The sequence below is a fragment of the Deinococcus yavapaiensis KR-236 genome (genome assembly GCF_003217515.1).
GTDB lineage: Bacteria > Deinococcota > Deinococci > Deinococcales > Deinococcaceae > Deinococcus_A > Deinococcus_A yavapaiensis.
In genome coordinates this window covers 184,870-203,316 of the sequence record NZ_QJSX01000009.1, presented here as the reverse complement: position 1 = coordinate 203,316, position 18,447 = coordinate 184,870, and the positions used below count along the sequence as shown (strand labels likewise).

Here is an 18,447-nt window from a genome sequence, read left to right as displayed (position 1 = left end):
GCCGTGAACGTGATCGCGGCGGTGAGGGTGGTCTTGCCGTGGTCGACGTGGCCGATGGTGCCGACGTTCACGTGCGGCTTCGTCCGCTCAAACGTACCTTTCGCCATATCCAATCCTCCTTGGGAGTCCTGCTCTGAAATGACTTGAAGCTGCGAGTGTCCGACGCCCGTGGTCTTACGGGAATGCGGCCCGCGTCAGTGGCGGGCCAACATTTCGTCCGACGGATGGAGCTCGTGGTCGGGATTGAACCGACGACCTCTCCCTTACCAAGGGAGTGCTCTACCACTGAGCTACACGAGCAAAAGCGGGAAACGAGATTCGAACTCGCGACATTCAGCTTGGGAAGCTGACGCTCTACCAGCTGAGCTATTCCCGCGTTGGTGGGCAGGACTGGATTCGAACCAGTGTAGGCGTAAGCCAACGGATTTACAGTCCGTCCCCTTTAACCACTCGGGCACCTACCCAAACCATTCCCAAACTGGATCCTGCGTCGCTCCTCGAATCGACTTTCGCCGAACACTTGGAGCCACTCAGGAGACTTGAACTCCTAACCTTCCGATTACAAGTCGGGTGCTCTACCAATTGAGCTAGAGTGGCGCGATGCCGGACTCGTGTCGGAAGCTTCGATGTTCACAGCGCTTCCCGGCGCGGAAGTTTTCACTTCCGGATTGGGATACTAGCACTGCCCTACAGGCAAGTCAAGGCGCCCAGCGACGTAGTCTCACGTGACCGAGACTCAACGCTTTCATACCTCCGTTCATCGTTCGTCCTCCGCCAAACGGCGCATAGTGAAAGCCGAAGGACGGGCGTAGACTGCTCTGTCCGCTCGACAACGTCGGGCACGCAACCTACTTCTCCTCGCGCGAGGTCTTCTTGAACAACTTGCGAACCCTTTGGCCTTACCTCTCCATGCACGGGCGCCAGTACGTCATCGGCTTCTTCGCGGTCATCCTGGCCAACGTCGCCGTTCAACTTCCCGCCTACTTCGTGCGCCTCACCATCGACGGCCTTACCTCGCGAACCGTCGCGATCTCCACGATCGTTCTGTACGCCCTCGGAGTCATCGGGGGAGCCGTCTTGGCAGGCTTTTTCATGCTCGTCGTTCGGCGTCAGATCACGGTGGCGAGTCGACAGACGGAGTACGAGATTCGCCGAGACGTGCTCGCGCACCTCACGACGCTCGACAAGACGTACTACGACCGTGTCCGCACGGGCGATCTCATGAACCGCCTCACCGGGGACCTGCTGGCCGTCCGCGAGATGCTCGGCTTCGGCGCGTGGCAAATCGCGAGCATCGTCGCCGCCTTCGCCACGTCCTTCACGGTGATGCTGTCCATTTCTTGGCAGCTCACGCTGCTGACGCTCGTGGTGTTTCCCATCATCATTTTCGTGCTGGTCTATCTCGCACGGCAAATTTCCTTTCGGTACGTGGCCGTCCAAGAACAGAATTCTTCGATCAGCGCCAAGGCGCAGGAGAACTTCTCGGGCGCGCGCGTCGTGAAAGGCTACGCCATCGAGGACCGTGAAATCGCCGAGTACAAGGCGATGAACGACGACCTCGTGAAGAAGTCGATCGCGCTCGTACGCGTTCAAGGCCCCCTCAACGCCTTGATGAGCTTGCTGATGGGGATCGCCTACGTCGTCGTGTTGGTGTACGGCGGCTTGATGATTCTCGGTTTCGTACCGGGCGGCCGCATCACCCTCGGTGAATTCACGCAGTTCGCGTCGGTCGTGGAGCGCCTCGCCTGGCCGATGCTCTCCATCGGGTTCATGACGAACCTGATTCAGAGAGGCGTGGCATCGTGGGGTCGCTTGCAAGAAATCTTCTCGAGCCGCCCTGCCATCGCCGACTCGAAGCGCACCGACACGACCATCACCGACATCAGCGGCGACGTTCGCTTCGAGCACGTCGGATTGAAGTTCGGCCAGAAAGTCGCCTTGGCGGACTTCAACCTTCACGTGCCCGCCGGAACGACCCTCGGCATCACCGGCCCGACCGGAGCGGGCAAGACCCTCGTGTCGCAACTCGTCACGCGCCTCGTCGAGCCGACCTCGGGCCGCGTCCTGATCGACGGAACCGACATCCGCGCGATTCCGCTGCGCGTTTTGCGAGACAAGATCGCCGTCGTGCCGCAAGAACCCTTCTTGTTCAGCGACACGATCGCGAGCAACATCGCCTTCGGACTCGACAACGAAAACGTTCCGCCCATTCCGACGCGCATTCCCGTCACGAAGACGCAGATGCCTCCGGAGACGGACGTCAAGCCCGACATGAACCGTGTCAAGTCGGCAGCGAACCTCGCGGGGCTCGCTCGTGACGTCGAAGACTTCCCGAATCAGTACGACACGATGCTCGGCGAGCGCGGCGTCACCCTCTCGGGCGGCCAACGTCAGCGAACGGCCCTCGCGAGGGCCGTCATTCGCGAGCCGCGCATCCTCATCCTCGACGACGCGACCTCGGCCGTCGACACCGAGACGGAAGCGAAGATCTTGCGCGGTTTGCGTGAAGTGCAAGCGGGCCGCACCGTCTTCCTCATCGGGCACCGCGTGTCCACCTTGCGGCACGCCGACCACATCGTCGTGATCGACGTCGCGCCCGACGGAAGCGGCGCGCGCATCGTCGAGCAGGGCAGCCACGACGACCTGCTGCGCCTCGGCGGGCACTACGCCGAGTTGGAACGCAAGCAGAGGCTCGCCAGCGAACTCGAGACTGACACGTCCGACGCCGATTCACAGAGCCAGGAGGCTCCCTCCGCATGACCATCCAAGCCGACGAAGCGTACCGCAAGGCGTTCGACGCGAACCTCACGCGCCGCATCCTCTCGTACCTGAAGCCTTATCGTTCGCTCGTACTGTCGAGCGTGGGCCTCGCGCTCTTCATCGCGCTCGCCCAGCCGCTGTTCGGCCTGATTTCCCGGCATGCGATCGACGCGTACCTCAAGCCGGGCCTGCTGGGCCAAGCCACGACGAGTCAGCTCGGGACGCTGGAGCGCGGCTTGCTGCTCGCCGCCGCGCTCTACCTCGTGCTCAAGGCCGTGGAGTTCGGCTTGCGCTACGCCTTCACCATCTCGATCAACGTGCTCGGCCAGCGCATCCTGTACGACATTCGCGCCGACATCTTCACGAAGTTGCAACGGCTGCACCTCGGCTTTTTCGATCAAAATCCCGTCGGCCGCCTGCTGACGCGCGTCACCTCCGACGTCGACGCCATCAACAACTTCGTCGTGAACGGCCTCACGTCCCTCGTGCAGTCGGGCTTGCTGGTGATCGCGTACGTCACGATCATGCTGTACGTCTCGTGGGAGCTCGCCTTGCTGAGCTTCACCGTGCTGCCCGTGCTGTTCCTCGCTACGAACTTCTTTCGCGGCAAGATTCGCGACGCTTACCGCGACACCCGTATTCACCAAGCGGTCGTGAACTCGAAGCTCAACGAGAACATCACCGGGATGATGACGCTGCAACTCTTCGGACGCGAGCGTCGCAACGCCGTGGAGTTCGACCGTCCCAACCGAGCGTTGCTGGGCGCGAACCTCGACTCGATTCACTGGTTCTCGCTGTTCCAACCGACCGTGTCGATTTTGTCCAACGTCGCGACCGCGCTCGTGCTGTGGTACGCCGGGCGGCAAATCCTCGGCGAGGGCGCCATGACCGTCGGGACTTTGTTCGCCTTCACGATTTGGGTGACGGCCCTCTTTCAACCCATTCAGGACCTCGCCGACGTCTTCAACAACCTTCAAGCGGCCATGGCGTCCGCCGAGCGCATCTTCGGGGTACTCGACACCGACGAGAAGATCAAGGACAAGCCCGACGCGAAGAAGCTCGAACACTTCCAGGGCCGCGTGGACCTCGAGCACGTGTGGTTCGCGTACGACCAGGACGTGACGGCGGACACGCCCGACAAGGACGACCGCTGGATTCTACGCGGCATCGATTTGCACATTCAGCCCGGTGAAAGCGTCGCCCTCGTCGGAGCGACGGGCGCGGGCAAGACGAGCATCACGAGTCTCGTGTCACGCTTCTACGACGTGCAGCGTGGAATCGTGAGGGTCGACGGCGTCGACGTGCGCGACCTCGCGCAGCACGACTTGCGCCGCCATATCGGCGTGGTGCTGCAAGACGTCTTCTTGTTCGCCGGGACCATGGAAAGCAACTTGACGCTCGGCAACGCCGCCATTGCGCACGAGCGCGTCGTGCAGGCGTGCAAGTACGTCGGCGTGCACGACTTCATCATGAGCTTGCCCGACGGCTACCAAACGGAGGTGCGCGAGCGCGGCGCGACGCTTTCCACCGGCCAAAAGCAACTCATCGCCTTCGCGCGGGCCCTCATTCAAAATCCCGACATCCTGCTCGTCCTCGACGAAGCCACCGCCTCCATCGACACGGAGACGGAACTGCAAATTCAAGACGCCCTCGCCAAGGTCATGCACGGCCGCACGAGCATCATCATCGCGCACCGCCTGTCCACCATCGAGCACTGCGACCGCATCGTCGTGATGCGCAAGGGCAAGATCGTCGAGATGGGTCGGCATGCCGAACTCCTGGCGAAGAACGGCTACTACGCCAAGCTGTACAACCTGCAGTACGCGGGCAGCATGGCCGCCGACTGAGTGCCTTCGAAAGCACAGCAACCACGAGGGGGCCGGGTTCGATACCCGGCCCCCCTCGCGCTTTCACTTCACGTCCGACCCCAACTCCCGCTCGACCGCCTTGCGCATCTGATTTTGCGTCGTCTCGACCTCGACGGAAAGCCGACTGCCGTCCTCGAGATCCATCACGAAGTGGTCGCCCTCGAGGCGCACCTTCGACAAGATGCGCTCCTCGTCGCCGTCGCGCATGCGGGCGCGCAGCGTCACGTACCTCCCGAGGGGGGAGCGAATGACCTTCGGCGCGAGGATCTCCTCGACTTGAAAGATGCCCGCCGTGTTGTTCATCGTGACGTGAATCGCGACCGGCTTGTCGTCGCCCTTCTGGATCGTCACGAAGTCCACGGCGAGCGCGCTGATGGAATGAATGTCGACACTGCCAAGGGCGAACGCTTTACGCCCGCGTCCCTTCGTGATGTCGATGCCGTCCGCGACGGCGGTCACGCCCCCTTCGATCGTGAGCGGCACGGGATTCAGATCGTGGCAGTCGATGCAGTGCAAGATGAACGCACGAATCTTCGTGCGCTTGAAGCCGTCCGAGTAGATCGGTCCGAGAATTCGCTCCAGGATCGGCAAGGCGAGCGACACGCCGATCTGCTCGTGGGCGACGCGGTGAACGCCGTTGCCGATGTCGTGCAGCATCGTTCCGAGGATCACGGCGAGGTACGCGTCGTCGAGGTCGCCCAGACCGCTCTCGACGAGGTCGGGGCGCACGCCGCCCGCGACGAGCAAGTCGAGGATCGCCATGCTCGCCGCGCCCGTGACGAACGCGTGCACGCGCCCGTGATCGTTGTAGCCGAGCTTGCGCATCGTGATGTAATTGGCCATGTCCCAGCTCGCGAGCGCCTCGGGGTCGTGCGTGAGCGCGTCGTACGCGGCGAGCGCTTTGGGAAAGCTCACGAGATCGCGGCGAATCGCGCCGTCGGCTTCTTCGATGAGCTTTTGCCTTGGCGTCGCGAACTCGACGGGACGGTCCACCGAGGCGCGTTCTTGAGATTGAGACGGCCGCTCGCCTTCGACGTCGAGGATGACGCCTCCGGCGACGGTCACCGTGAGTTTCTCGTTGGATGCGTCCATACCGTCATTACGCACCTTTCGGTGGGCGCGTTGCCACGCATTCCTTCACGCGAAGTTTGTTCTTAAGCGTCACTCGCCTTGAAAGCTGGCAGGACGCTTCTCCAAGAAGGCGCGCGTGCCTTCCTTGAAGTCCTTCGTGGTGACGGTCATTCCGAACAAGTCCGCCTCGATTTCCAACGCGTGGTCGAGCGGTGCGTCGAGGCCGCGCCGCACCGCTTCCTTCACGAGCCCGAGGCTCATCGGGGCGTTCTTGAGCATTTGCTGCGCGAGTTCGCGCGAGCGCGACAAGACGTCCTCGGCAACGTAGTTCACGAGGCCCATCACAAGCGCTTCTTGAGCCCCCACCTGCCGTCCCGTCAGCATGAGGTCGAGAGCGCGGCCCGCGCCGATCAGCCGGGGAAGCCGTTGCGTGCCGCCGAAGCCGGGAATGAGGCCGAGGCCGACTTCGGGCAAGCCGAGCTTCGCCGTGGGAGACGCCACGCGCACGTCGCACGCCAAAGCGAGTTCGAGTCCGCCGCCGAGCGCGAAGCCGTTGATCGCCGCGATCGTGGGGAACGGCAAGTTGGCGACCGTCGCCATGACGTCTTGCCCGGCGAGGCTGAGTTCTCGTCCCGCGAACGTCGAGTCGAGATCGGCGAGCTCCGAGATGTCCGCGCCCGCCACGAAGGCGCGCTCGCCCGATCCCGTGACGATCATGGCGCCGATCTCCGCTTCATCGATGATGAGCTCTACCGCTTGGGCGATTTCGCTGAGAGTGTCGCCGTTGAGGGCGTTGAGCGCCTTGGGCCGGTTGATCGTCAGAACAGCGATGGGACCGTGCTGATCGAGTTGCAAATGGTCGAATTCCGCTTCGAGCAAAGTCATGGCCGATCTCCTTGACGGGGTGTTGCACCGTCGTGAATGCGAACGAAGGTTTCGAGGGCGGTGCGGGTCATGGAATCGACGCCATGGGCGAGCACCTCGTCGGGCACGAGTTGCGGATCGCCGATGTCGTTGCTGACCGTGACGAGGCATCCCGCTTTGATGCCGCGCATCGCGGCGACGAGAAAGAGCGCCGAGGCTTCCATCTCGAAGCCGAGCACGCCATACGACGCCCAGTGCCTCGCGTGCTGCGGCGTGGAAGCGTAGAAGGCGTCCTCGGTCATCAGCAGGCCGACGTGGTGAGGCACGCTGAGCGTGCGAGCGGCCGACACGCTCGCCTCGACGAGTTCGAAGCTCGCCGTCGGCGCGTACGGAGCGCCCCCGAGAAATTGGCGGGTGGTGCCGTCGTTCGGAACGCTCGCCATGGCGATCACGAGGTCGGCGGGCGCGAGGTGTGGCGTGGCCGCGCCGCACGTGCCGACGCGAAGCAGGTGCGTGGCGCCGAGGCGAGCGAGTTCCTCGGCGACGATCGACGCGCTCGGGCACCCCATCCCGGTCGTCTGAACGCTGATGGGCACGCTTTGATACGTGCCGGTGAAGCCAAGCAGGCCGCGGTGGCCGGCGTATTGACGTACGTCTTCCAAGTACGTCTCGGCAATGAAGCGCGCTCGCCCCGGATCGCCCGGCAGCAGGACGTACGGCGCGACGTCCCCGGAGTTCGCTCGAACATGGATCTGACTCATGGAGAGCAGTATAAGGTGACCCTTTCCGCTCTCACCTACCCGCCGCTGTTTTGAGCATTCCGAGGAGCTTCTCATCCGAGCTCTCATTAGTCATGTCGTCGACAAATGTAAAAACGCGGTCTAGCGCGTAAAGAACGCTTCGGAACGGTTCCAATCTGATGACAGGGCGTGAAGGCGACGGGTCGCCTCGAAACTGTCGATTTTTTGCTTCACGGCGCCCTCACGGCATCTTCCTACGGTGTGGTCATGCGCCGGACGGGTGTCCGCCGCAAATCCGCTTTCTCATTCGGAAGGAGATCAATGCGTCATCTATCGCTCGCCCTCACGGTGGCCCTCGGACTCGGCGTGGCCGGCGCTCAAACGAGCACCAACACGACCACCCAAACGCAGACCACGACCCAGACGACTTCAACGACCACCCAGGCTCCCGTGCAATTCACGGACGTGCCTGCCGGTCACTGGGCGCGTGACGCCGTGAACTTCATCGTGCAGCGAGGGCTGATTCAAGGATTCCCCGACGGCACCTTCCGCGGCAGCCAAAACCTCACGCGCTACGAGGCGGCCCTGATTTTCTTCCGGCTGCTGCAAAGCGGCAACCTGAATCAGCTCAATCCCGACGAGCTTGCCACCATCACGCGGGGCATGCAGGAAGTGTCGACGGAGCTCGCCGCCGTCTCGGCGCGCGTGACCGACCTGGAGCGCGCCTCCACCGAGCAGCAAGCGCGCATCGCCGCCTTGGAGCAACAAATCCAGGCGCTGTCGCAGTCGTCCAACACCGCCGCGCTGCAAGACCGAATCGCGGCGCTCGAAGCTCAAGTGCGCGCCTTGCCGACGACCGCTCCAGCCGGTCCCGCGGGCGCTCAAGGACCGGCGGGCCCCGCCGGTGCTCAAGGTCCGGCCGGCCCTGCCGGGGATGTCGGCCCCGCGGGCGCTCAAGGTCCTGCCGGTCCCGCTGGTCCCGCGGGCGCTCAAGGTCCGGCTGGCCCCGCCGGTCCCGCGGGCGCTCAAGGTCCGGCTGGCCCGGCGGGCGCCGCGGCGAATACCACGGCGCTCGAAGCGCGCATCGCCGCCCTCGAAGCGCGCGTGAACCAGACGGCCACCACGCCTGCCGCTCCCAGCACGTCGACGACCACGGCCACGACGCCTCCCGCGCCGAGCACGTCGACCACCATGGCCACCACGCCGAGCACGACGACCACGACGACGACACCCGCGACTCCCAGCACCGCGACGACTCCCACGACGCCGTCCACGGGCGTCGCCGTGAATCCCGGGACGGGCACCACGGTCGTCGTCACCGAGGCCCCCGGTCGAGACTTCGGTGTCGCCGCTCGGCCGACCACGTTCGTCGGCATCAACGCCTCTTCGGGCGGCCTCCTCGCGGGCAACGTGCCGATCGGGTACGGCATCCTCGTCGGGAACACGCAAGTGTTCGGCGGTCTCGGCTTGCGTCTCGGCGTGAACTACCAACCGGACACGAACGCTCTCGAAGGAGAGCTCGGCACCACCTTCACCCTCGGCAGCGGCTTTTTGTCACCGTACGTCGGCGCGGGCGCCGGAATCTCCTACTCCAGCGCGCGTTCCAACGCGAACAACGCGGGCGCGACCGATCAAGCGACCGACATTTTCGTGCAGGGCATCGCGGGCGTCGACTTGCGCTTCACGGACACCATCGGCGCTTTCGCCGAAGCGACGCCCCGCTACTACCTCAGCAACGCGGGCGTCGGCACGAACCTCGCTTCGACCGCCACGGGCGGCTTCGGTCTCGGCGCGAAGGCGGGCCTCAAGATCTTCTTCTAAGTGGAATTGCGCGCAAAAGGGCTCCCGGTTCCGACCGGGAGCCCTTTTACCGAGGAGATTTTCGAGCTTCTTGAGCGGGCCTTGAAGCTCCGCCGTCGGTTCCTGAACGCGTGCGATCCTACCTTTGTGACGGACGTCGTCAGCCCCCTGTTCACCGACCTCTATCAACTTACGATGCTCGCCGGGTACTTGCGTCACGGTCTGCACGAGCAGGAAGCGACCTTCGACTTGTACATCCGCCGCGCCCCCTTCGAAGGCGGCTACGCCGTGTGGGCCGGGTTGGAGACGGCGTTGTCGATGCTGGAGAGCTGGCGCTTCGAGGACGTACACCTCGCCTACCTGCGCGGCTTGGGCTTGTTCGACGAGACGTTTTTGGCGTACCTGCGCGATTGGCGCTTTCGCGCGACCGTCACGACCTTTCCCGAAGGCCGCGTGGTCTTTCCGAACGAGCCGTTGCTGACCGTCACGGGCGCTCTCGGTGAAGGGCAACTCGTGGAGACGGCGTTGTTGAACGTCTTGAACTTCCAGACACTCGTCGCGACGAAAGCGAGCCGAGCCGTCCTCACCGCCGCGAACGGAGAGCGGGCGGGAAGCGTCGTGGAGTTCGGTGCTCGCCGCGCTCAGGGACCCGATGGCGCGGACTCGGCGACGCGGGCCGCCTTCGTGGGAGGCGCGACGGGCACTTCGAACGTCGAGGCGGGCATGGCCTTCGGAATTCCCGTGGTGGGCACGCACGCGCACGCTTGGGTGGAAGCCTTCGCGTCCGAACTCGACGCCTTTCGCGCTTACGCCGCCGCTTTTCCGAACGATTGCACCTTGCTGATCGACACCTTCGACACCTTGGCGAGCGGCCTGCCCAACGCCATTCGCGTCGGGCTGGAGATGAAGGCCAGGGGACAGCGACTTCGAGGGGTACGGCTCGACTCGGGCGACCTCGCGTACCTCAGTCGCAAGTGCCGCGAAGCGCTCGACGCGGCAGGCTTGGCGGACGTACGCGTCGTCGCGTCGAACGACCTCGACGAGTTCGTCATCGACTCGGTCATTCGCGAAGGTGGACGCGTGGACGTGTTCGGAGTCGGCACTCGCCTCGTGACGGGCGGCGGGCCGGGCGGAGGCGCGCTCGGAGGCGTGTACAAGCTCGTGGACCTCGCCGGAACGCCGAAGATGAAACTTACGGCGGACCGAGCGAAGAGTACCGTGCCGGGCCGCAAGCGCGTCTTGCGCGTGCGGCGCGACGGCCGCGCCTTGCTGGACGTCGTCGCCCTCGAAGGTGAGGATGTGCGTCCGAGCCAGCTCGTCACGGATCCGCAAAATCCTCTCAATCGCACGCGCATTCCCTCGAACGTCGAAGTCGAGGACGCACGCCAAGTCGTGATGAGAGACGGGCAGCGCACGCACGACCGTGAGGAGCTCGCCGTCCTACGTGACCGCGCGGCGAACGACCTCGCCAATCTTCCCGAGGGAACCACGCGTCTGCTCAATCCGCACGTCTACCGCGTCGGGCTCAGCGAGAAGCTGCAAGACTTGCGTTCGCGCAAAATCGCCGAGCTCGAGGCCTCCTTGCACTCGTGACGTCCGCGTTCTCGCACGGCGTGTTCGTCGGGCGCTTTCAACCGCCGCACACCACGCACCTCGCCGTGATGCTTGAAGCCCTCGCGCGCGTCGACGTCCTCGTGATCGTCTTGGGGTCCACGAGGAGCGCGCGAACCCCGAAGAACCCCTTCACCGACGAGGAACGACGGGAAATGATCGCGGTGGCGCTGGACTACGCGGGGGTGCCGCGCGAGCGTTTCGTGTTCGGCGGGGTGCGCGACTTGTACGACATGCGGCTCTGGGCACGCGCCGTGCGTGAAGAGGTCGCGCGTCGGGCGCTCGGCGCGACGCGCGTCGCCTTGATCGGGCACGAGAAGGACGCGAGCAGCACGTACCTGCGGGAATTCCCCGACTGGCCGTACTTGCCGACGCGGGTGAAGTCGGACCTCAGCGCGACGCGCGTGCGCCGAGCCCTGTTCGATCTCGACTTCGGCACGATCGAACGGCTCGTCCCGCCGCCCGTCGCGACGTTCCTTAAAGTCTTTAGCGAGCAAAGCGCCTTCGCGGAGTTGCGTGACGACGACGCCTTTGTGCGCCGTTGGCACGCCGCGTTCGTGAACGCGCCGGTTCCGCCGACGTTCCTGAGTGTGCACGCCCTCGTACGCCGAGGGGACCGCGTGTGGTTGAAACGCCGTGACGAACGCCCGAACTCGGGGCTGTGGACTTTGCCGGGAGGTCGGCTGTTCGAACGCCTGGGCGCCGAGGCGTCCTTACGGCGGTACTTGAACGTGGACGTCGATGTGTCGCTTTGCCGCATCTTCGATCATCCCGACCGGAGCCTGCTCGGCCGGGAGGTGATGCTCGCGTACGAAGTCGACGCCGAGCCGACGAACGGCGGCGAGTGGTGGAACTTGTCGGACGCTCTCGCCGCGCCCGAGTCGTTCTACGCCGATCACCACCGCGCGTTGGAGGTGCTGACGAACACCTCGCGGGGGACGTAGCGAAGGATCGTGGCGTCGAAACAAAAAAGCTCCCCGGGAGGGGAGCTTTCGCGCATCGGCGCGTCACTCTTGCAAGTAGTCGTACAGCTTTTGGGATTCTTGCTCCAGCGCGCGCAACTTCTTGATCGCCTTCGCTTCGAGTTGGCGAACGCGTTCACGCGTGAGGCCCAGCTGGTTGCCGACTTCCTCCAACGTGTGCTCGTGTCCGTCCATGAGGCCCGAGCGCAACTTGAGGATGAGCGCTTCGCGTTCGGACAAGGTGCCGAGGGCGGCTTCGAGCTCCTCGGAGAGCATCGCGCGGTCGCTGCGTTCGGCGGGCGTGCCGAAATTATCGTCCGCGATGAAGTCCCCGACGAAGGTGTCGCCTTCACTGCCGACGGGCGCTTCGAGCGAGACGGGATCCCACGCGATGCGCTGAACTTCTTGCACCTTCGCGGCGTCCCAGCCCGGACCGAGCGCCTCGGCGACTTCCTCGGTGCTGGGCTCGCGCGACAGTTCCTGCTCCAGCATCCGCGTGATACGCGCGGCGCGCGTCATCGTCTCGACCATGTGCACGGGCACGCGGATGGTGCGCGACTGGTCGGCGAGGGCGCGGTTGACGGATTGGCGAATCCACCACGTGGCGTACGTGGAGAACTTGAAGCCGCGACGGTACTCGTACTTCTCCACAGCGCGAATGAGGCCGGAGTTGCCTTCTTGAATAAGGTCCGAGAGGCTCAAGCCGCGGTTGGCGGACTTCTTGGCGATGGACACGACGAGGCGCAAGTTCGCCTCCACGAGGCCCGCCTTGGCCGCTTCGCCGTCGATGACGAGGGCGCGCAGACGGCGACGCTCGCGGTCGTCAAGGTCGGGCGTCACGTCGAGTTGCTTGCGGGCGAGCTCGCCTTCCTCGTAACGACGCGCGAGGTTGATTTCCTCCTCGTACGTGAGCAGGGGCACGCGGGCGATGTCGGCGAAGTACTGACGCAGCGGGTCGTCGCTCAGGACGGCGCTCGCCGCGACTTCCTCCTCTTCCTCGGACGTGTCGGCGTCGAGCTCGGCGGCTTCGAGTTCGAGAAAGTCGAGGTCGGGCTCGGTGGCAGGGTCCACGACCGCCGCGAACGAGGATTCACCCGCGCGGGTCGTCTTGGTGGAGCGGGCGGCCGTCTTCGCGGCCGTGCTCTTGGCCGTCGAGGTTTTCGTTCCCGTGCTCTTCGCCGCCGCCTTCTTGGCGGTCGTCGTGGAGCTTTTCGAGGTGGTGCGCTTCGGCGTGGGAACGGCGCCCGTGCTGGGCGGAGTCGCGGCGGGCGCCTCGGTGACGGAGGCGGGCGCCGGAAGGGTCGTCGGAGAGGTTTGAACGCGTTCGGACGCCACGGGAGCGCCGGCGCGAACTCGTTTTCGAATCGCGGGTTGGGTCATGGATGCACTCGCTTGTCAGGACAATTGAGAAAGGACGACTTCGACGGTCTTGCGGGGCGTCCAGGACGTTTGCTGTTGGGAGTTCGTGTCGGTGATGAAGGCGCCCACCGAATCGGGGACGCCTTCAGACAGGATGTTCAGTTTACTCGTTTCCCCGTGAGTTTCAAGGGTCTGCCGTCACTTGTAATTCCCATGTGAAGACGCTCCACGGTGAAGATGCGACTTACTCCACCTTCGTCTGGGTGGCGGCGGGAGTACAACGTCGGCATGCACAAACGCACCCTCGGACGAACGGGTTTGCAAGTCTCGGAAATCGGATTCGGTGCCTGGGGCATCGGCGGAGCGCAATGGATCGGCGCCAAGGACGACGAAAGCTTGCGCGCCCTGGACCGCTTTTTGGAGCTTGGCGGTACCTTCATCGACACGGCGCTCGCTTACAATGAGGGGCATTCGGAGACGCTCGTGGGACAGGCGGCGAGCAGGCATCCCGGAACGATCGTCGCCACGAAGGTGCCGCCGAAAAACCGCGTGTGGCCTGCGCGCGAGGGCTCGAAGGTCGAGGACGTCTTTCCGGGCGAGTACGTGATCGAGTGTACCGAGCGGAGTTTGCGCCACCTTGGTCTCGACTCGATCGACGTGCAGCAGTTTCACGTGTGGAACGACGATTGGGTCGGGCAAGGCGATTGGCAGGACGCCGTCGCGCAGCTCAAGCGCGACGGCAAGATCAAGTTTTGGGGCGTGTCCATCAACGACCATCAACCTGAAAACGCCATTCGACTTCTCGAGACGGGGCTGTGCGATACCGTGCAGGTCATCTACAACGTCTTCGATCAAGGGCCGAGGAATCGTCTGCTGGACGCGTGCCGTGAACTCGACGTCGGTGTGATCGTACGCGTGGCGCTCGACGAGGGAAGCCTCACCGGGACGATCACGCCGGAAACGTCGTTTCCCGAGGGTGACTTTCGCCGTTCGTACTTCGGAGGCAACCGTAAAGCGGAGCTTCAAGAGCACTTGCGTGCCATCGAGGCCGACCTCGGAATCACGACCGAGCAACTGCCCGAGACGGCGCTTCGGTTCACCCTCGCCCATCCTGCCGTCAGCACGGTGATCGTCGGAATGCGAAGCGTGCGAAACGTGGAGCGCAACGTGAAGCTCGCCGACGGGCAAGCGTTGCCCGCCGAGCAAGTCGAGAAGCTGTACGCGCACGGCTGGGACAAGAACTGGTACCTACCGGCCGACTGAAATCCGAACCGACCCTCTCAGTGTCTGACCGACGTCGAGGCGCTGGAATCCGACGCCTTCGACGCCGCGCTCGTGAAGGTTGAAGGCGTTCGAGGCGTGGGTCATGGGCTCCACGGCGGTCGAGCCGTCGGGCGCGGCGAACACGACGAGGTGCGTGAAGACAGGATCGGCGGCGATCTCGACCGTGTGCGCCGGATACGAGAGCGTCGCCGTCCCGCCAAAGCTCGCGAAGACGTGATTGACGCCGTCCAGAACGGGTCGGGAGGAGGAAAAGTCGAGTTCGGGCGGAACGGGCGCCATGCCCTTCGTGGGAATGAGCTCGTCGTAGAAGCCTTGGGCATCGAAGCGCAAGTCCGCTCCGCCCACGAAGTACGGATGCAGGCCGAGTCCGGCGGGCATGGCTCGGTCGCCGACGTTCGTGAGTTCCAACGTCTGGACGAGGGCGTTGTCGTCCACCTCGAAGGTCGTGCGAAGGAAGATCGGGAAGGGGAAGTTGAAGTCGGGGACGGAGCGCGAGTCGAATTGGCACAAGAGACGCGTCTCCGATGCCTCCACGACCGTATGCGGTCGGTTGCGGACGTCGCCGTGCTGCGTCGTGCCGTCGGATGACGTCGCGCGAAGCTGGAATGTCTCGCCTTCGAAGGTGAACCGCGCATTCTCGAGGCGATTGCCGAAGGGCGCGAGGGTGAAGCTCGACAGGGGAGAGGCCGTGTGCCCGGTCAAGGCGTCGCGAGGTGCGTCTCTCAGGACGGGGAGGGTCTCGTCGCCGATCGTGGCGTGAAAGGACGCGAGGCTCGCGCCGATTTCGGGAGCGACGGTGACTCGAAGGCGGTCGGTTCGCAAAACGTGCGGCATGAGTTCTTATACACTGCTTTATGGAAGCTATGGACGTCGCCGCTCGTCAGCGCCTCGTGCGCGTCGCCAGCGGCCGGGAGGAAGCGGACGTCGTGGTGCGCGGCGCGCGGGTCGTGCTGGTGCAGACGGGGGAGATCGTGGAAGGCGACGTCGCGATCGCCGAGGGGCGGTTCGCGGGAATCGGACGCTTTCACGGGCGTGAGACGCTGCAGGCCAAGGGGCGCTTTCTCGTCCCGGGCTTCGTGGACGCGCACGTGCACATCGAGAGTTCGATGTTGACGCCGCGCCGCTTCGCGCAGGTGGTGCGACCGCACGGAACGACGAGCGTCGTGTGCGAGCCGCACGAGATCGTCAACGTCCTCGGCGAGGCGGGCCTCGCGTGGATGCTGTCGGCAGGCGAGCGCAGCGGCATTCGGGTCTTCGCGAGCGTACCTTCCAGCGTGCCCGCGAGCGACTTCGAGGACGGCGCGCATGTCATGGACGCGGCGGCCGTGCGGCGCGGCTTGCAGCGGGCGGGCGCGCTGGGGCTCGCCGAGGTGATGAACGCGAAGGGCGTGCTGAGCGGCGACCCTCGCGTGTGGTCGATCTTGGAGGCGGCGCGCGGGCGGCGGATCGACGGGCACGGCGCGGGACTGGCGGGCTCGGCCCTGGCGGGATTCGCGGCGGCGGGCGTGCACAGCGACCACGAGGCGGTGACGCCGAGCGAAGCGCGTGAGCGTCTGCGGGCGGGCTTGTGGCTGATGGTTCGCGACGGCTCCGGCGCGCGCAACCTCGCCGACCTCGCCGAGGTGCTGCTCGAAAAGCCGCGCCGCGTGATGTTCGTGACGGACGACGCGGACGCCCGCGAACTGTTGGAGGACGGGCACGTGGACCGCTTGCTGCGGCTCGCCGTTTCGTGCGGCGTGGATCCGATCTACGCCCTCTCGTGCGTGACGATGCATCCGTGCGAGTACTGGGGACTGCACGACCTCGGCCTCGTCGCGCCCGGCTACCGCGCGGACTTCGCGCTCGTGGAGGATCTCACGTCGTGGCGCGTGACGGAGGCGGTCGTTTCGACGCCGCCTTCCGAAGTCGTCGAACTGCCGACGGGAGGCGGGGTGATCCTCGGGAGAGGCTGGGAGACGTTGCCCTTGACGGTCTCGGAGAACGCGCCCGTGATCGGCGTGCAGGCCACGCAAATCACGACGCATCGCTTGTCCTTCGACGCGGCGGGCACGGTGAAGCTCGCGTCGTTCGAACGTCACTGCGACGATGCCCGCGTGGGCGTCGCGCGCGCGCAGGGCCTGGGGTTGACGCGCGGCGCGGTAGGTTCGAGCGTGTCGCACGACGCGCACCACGTCATCGTGGCGGGCGTGTCCGATGACGACGTGCGAGCGTGCGCGGCGACCATCGAGCGGATGGGTGGAGGCGTGGCGGTCGTGGCGGACGGAGAGGTACTCGCGACGTTGCCGCTGGAAGTCGCGGGCCTCATGAGCGACGCGCCGCCCGGGGAGGTCGTGCGAGGTCAGCGAGCGGTCGAGGAGGCGGCCCGTTTCTTGGGCTGCCGATTGCCGAATCCGCTCGTGACGCTGAGCTTTCTGGGCCTCACGGTGATTCCGAGTTTGAAGGTGACGCCGAGCGGTCTGTTCGATGTGGATGCTTGGCAGGTGTGGACGCCGCCTCTTACCTCGAACGAACCCGAAATTGTCTAGAAAGCAATGAAGGTCGCTATTTGTCACGCGTCGAAACGCGTGGTACGATTCGCCCAATTTCAAAGCGGTCAGGAGAACGTCCCGAAATGGGGCTTTCGACGTCGTGTCGCACCTTCTGGAACGAACGTTCGTTCCAGAAGGTGCTGAGACGTCCAAGACCGTCTTGAAAGATCGAAAGGTGAATACATGCGCAAACTATGGTCTCTCGTCGGTCTCGGTCTCCTGCTGGCTTCTTGCAACCAACACACGGCCGTCGCTCCCTCCGATGCCTCCGCCGACGTCAACGTCGGCCAACGTCCCCTTCAAAGCGCTCGGCAAGTGCAAGTCGTTCCCGGCGAATTGATCGTGAAGCTTCAAGACGGCGCGACCCTCGAAGGCGTGTCGGCGGCGAGCGGACTGGCGTTGCAGGCCGTGCGTACCCTCTCGGGAGGCGAATACCTCGCCAACTTCACCTCGCTGCGCGCTCAAAGCGGTGACCTGACCGCCCAGACGCTCGCCGCCGTCGTCGCGCTCTCGAAGACCTCGGGCGTCGAGTACGCCCAGCCGAATTTCATCTACGAAGCGCAAGCCGTACCGAACGACACCTACTACAACCTCCAGTGGCACTACCGAAACATGAACCTGCCCGCCGCGTGGGACGTGACGAAGGGCGCGGGCAGCCCCGTCGTGGCCGTCATCGACACGGGCAAGACGAACCACCCCGACCTCTCGGGCCGCTGGGTCGGCGGATACGACTTCATCTCCAGCAGCACGGTCGCCGCGGACGGCGGCGGTCGCGACTCGGACGCGACGGACGTCGGCGACGCCTCGAACGGCCAGCCGAACTCCTGGCACGGCACGCACGTCGCCGGAACGATCGGAGCCAACACCAACAACGGCTCGGGCGTCGCGGGCGTCAATTGGAGCGCGCGCGTCCTGCCCGTCCGCGTGCTCGGCAAGGGTGGCGGCTCGACCGCCGACATCATCGACGCCATTCGCTGGTCGGCGGGCATCGCCGTGGCGAACGTTCCCTCGAACGCCTATCCCGCCAAGGTCATCAACATGAGCCTCGGCGGTTACCTCGGGCAGTCGTGCGCCACGGGCGACCCCGCCACCCAGTCGGCCATCAACGACGCCGTCGCGCGCGGCACCACCGTCGTCGTGGCGGCGGGCAACTCGAACGACAACACCTCGCTGTACACGCCCGCGTCGTGCAACAACACCGTCACGGTCGCCGCGACGGACACGCGCAACTACCGCGCGCCCTACTCGAACTATGGCACGGCGGTCGATCTGGCCGCTCCCGGCGGCGACACCTCAGTCGACCGCAACGGCGACGGGTACGCCGACGGCGTGCTGTCCACCTTGCCCAACTCCACGGGCTCGAGCTACTCGTACTCGTTCTACCAAGGCACCAGCATGGCCACTCCGCACGTGGCGGGTCTCGTGAGCCTCATGTACGCCGTGAAGTCCACCATCACGCCCGCGCAAGTGCTCACAGCCCTCAAGAACGCCTCCACGCCGCTGTCCTCCACGGCCTGCTCGGGCGGTTGCGGCGCGGGCCTCGTCGACGCCTTGAAGGCCGTCAACAACGCCAAAGCGTTGCCGTAATCCTCGTCTTCCA

At 65.0% G+C, this 18,447-nt stretch carries 14 protein-coding genes and 4 tRNA genes; 8 read left to right on the top strand and 10 right to left on the bottom strand.

Translation table 11 applies throughout. From position 1 onward, the window contains the following. From DES52_RS12890 to DES52_RS12870, 5 genes are all read right to left on the bottom strand, one after another. On the bottom strand, nucleotides 1-107 hold a 107-nt coding region (locus DES52_RS12890), incomplete at its 3' end, for a GTP-binding protein (RefSeq protein WP_211317859.1). Nucleotides 108-225: 118 nt separating this feature from the next. Continuing rightward, nucleotides 226-300: transfer RNA gene (locus tag DES52_RS12885), tRNA-Thr, on the bottom strand. Nucleotides 301-303: 3 nt separating this feature from the next. Further along, a tRNA-Gly gene (locus DES52_RS12880) sits at nucleotides 304-376 on the bottom strand. 2 nt (nucleotides 377-378) lie between these two features. Then, nucleotides 379-464 (bottom strand) — tRNA-Tyr (locus DES52_RS12875). Between the two features lie 57 nt (nucleotides 465-521). Beyond that, nucleotides 522-597 (bottom strand) — tRNA-Thr (locus DES52_RS12870). A 312-nt stretch (nucleotides 598-909) separates the two neighbouring features. Here DES52_RS12870 and DES52_RS12865 point away from each other — a divergent pair. Together DES52_RS12865 and DES52_RS12860 are read left to right on the top strand one after the other, a co-directional pair. Then, on the top strand, nucleotides 910-2,760 hold the full coding sequence (locus DES52_RS12865; protein WP_110887234.1) for an ABC transporter ATP-binding protein: 1,851 nt from the start codon (nucleotides 910-912) through the stop codon (nucleotides 2,758-2,760). After that, nucleotides 2,757-4,607: an ABC transporter ATP-binding protein gene (locus DES52_RS12860; protein WP_110887201.1), complete on the top strand. Its 1,851-nt coding sequence runs from the start codon at nucleotides 2,757-2,759 to the stop codon at nucleotides 4,605-4,607. Before DES52_RS12865 ends, DES52_RS12860 begins: the two co-directional genes overlap by 4 nt. Nucleotides 4,608-4,670: 63 nt before the next feature. Here DES52_RS12860 and DES52_RS12855 read toward each other — a convergent pair whose 3' ends face one another. From DES52_RS12855 to DES52_RS12845, 3 genes are all read right to left on the bottom strand, one after another. Continuing rightward, a complete protein-coding gene (locus tag DES52_RS12855; protein ID WP_110887200.1) occupies nucleotides 4,671-5,720 on the bottom strand; it encodes a phosphohydrolase in 1,050 nt (349 codons plus the stop codon). 69 nt (nucleotides 5,721-5,789) lie between these two features. After that, nucleotides 5,790-6,584: an enoyl-CoA hydratase/isomerase family protein gene (locus DES52_RS12850; protein ID WP_110887199.1), complete on the bottom strand. Its 795-nt coding sequence runs from the start codon at nucleotides 6,582-6,584 to the stop codon at nucleotides 5,790-5,792. Then, nucleotides 6,581-7,324, bottom strand: a complete 744-nt coding sequence (locus DES52_RS12845) for a phosphorylase family protein (protein WP_110887198.1) — start codon at nucleotides 7,322-7,324, stop codon at nucleotides 6,581-6,583. Before DES52_RS12845 ends, DES52_RS12850 begins: the two co-directional genes overlap by 4 nt. Nucleotides 7,325-7,624: 300 nt before the next feature. Here DES52_RS12845 and DES52_RS12840 point away from each other — a divergent pair, with 300 nt between their 5' ends. From DES52_RS12840 to DES52_RS12830, 3 genes are all read left to right on the top strand, one after another. Beyond that, nucleotides 7,625-9,124 carry an S-layer homology domain-containing protein gene (locus DES52_RS12840; RefSeq protein ID WP_110887197.1) on the top strand — a complete coding sequence of 500 codons (1,500 nt, stop codon included), beginning with the start codon at nucleotides 7,625-7,627 and terminating at the stop codon, nucleotides 9,122-9,124. Between the two features lie 126 nt (nucleotides 9,125-9,250). Further along, nucleotides 9,251-10,696 (top strand): nicotinate phosphoribosyltransferase, encoded by a 1,446-nt coding sequence (locus DES52_RS12835; protein WP_110887233.1) that lies wholly within the window; start codon nucleotides 9,251-9,253, stop codon nucleotides 10,694-10,696. After that, nucleotides 10,693-11,658 (top strand): adenylyltransferase/cytidyltransferase family protein, encoded by a 966-nt coding sequence (locus DES52_RS12830; protein ID WP_110887196.1) that lies wholly within the window; start codon nucleotides 10,693-10,695, stop codon nucleotides 11,656-11,658. Before DES52_RS12835 ends, DES52_RS12830 begins: the two co-directional genes overlap by 4 nt. A 63-nt stretch (nucleotides 11,659-11,721) precedes the next feature. Here DES52_RS12830 and DES52_RS12825 read toward each other — a convergent pair whose 3' ends face one another. Beyond that, the gene (locus DES52_RS12825; RefSeq protein WP_110887195.1) at nucleotides 11,722-13,056 is read right to left on the bottom strand and encodes a sigma-70 family RNA polymerase sigma factor; all 1,335 of its coding nucleotides are present in this window, start codon (nucleotides 13,054-13,056) and stop codon (nucleotides 11,722-11,724) included. 267 nt (nucleotides 13,057-13,323) lie between these two features. Here DES52_RS12825 and DES52_RS12820 point away from each other — a divergent pair, with 267 nt between their 5' ends. Then, the gene (locus DES52_RS12820; RefSeq protein WP_110887194.1) at nucleotides 13,324-14,298 is read left to right on the top strand and encodes an aldo/keto reductase; all 975 of its coding nucleotides are present in this window, start codon (nucleotides 13,324-13,326) and stop codon (nucleotides 14,296-14,298) included. Here DES52_RS12820 and DES52_RS12815 read toward each other — a convergent pair. Beyond that, nucleotides 14,284-15,153 (bottom strand): aldose epimerase family protein, encoded by an 870-nt coding sequence (locus DES52_RS12815; protein WP_110887193.1) that lies wholly within the window; start codon nucleotides 15,151-15,153, stop codon nucleotides 14,284-14,286. The genes DES52_RS12820 and DES52_RS12815 overlap by 15 nt on opposite strands. 20 nt (nucleotides 15,154-15,173) lie before the next feature. On the opposite strand from DES52_RS12815, the gene DES52_RS12810 reads away from it, so the two are divergent. Together DES52_RS12810 and DES52_RS12805 are read left to right on the top strand one after the other, a co-directional pair. Next, a complete protein-coding gene (locus DES52_RS12810; RefSeq protein WP_110887192.1) occupies nucleotides 15,174-16,844 on the top strand; it encodes an adenine deaminase in 1,671 nt (556 codons plus the stop codon). A 186-nt stretch (nucleotides 16,845-17,030) separates the two neighbouring features. Then, nucleotides 17,031-18,434 carry a S8 family peptidase gene (locus DES52_RS12805; RefSeq protein ID WP_110887191.1) on the top strand — a complete coding sequence of 468 codons (1,404 nt, stop codon included), beginning with the start codon at nucleotides 17,031-17,033 and terminating at the stop codon, nucleotides 18,432-18,434. The last annotated feature ends 13 nt before the right edge of the window (nucleotides 18,435-18,447 follow it).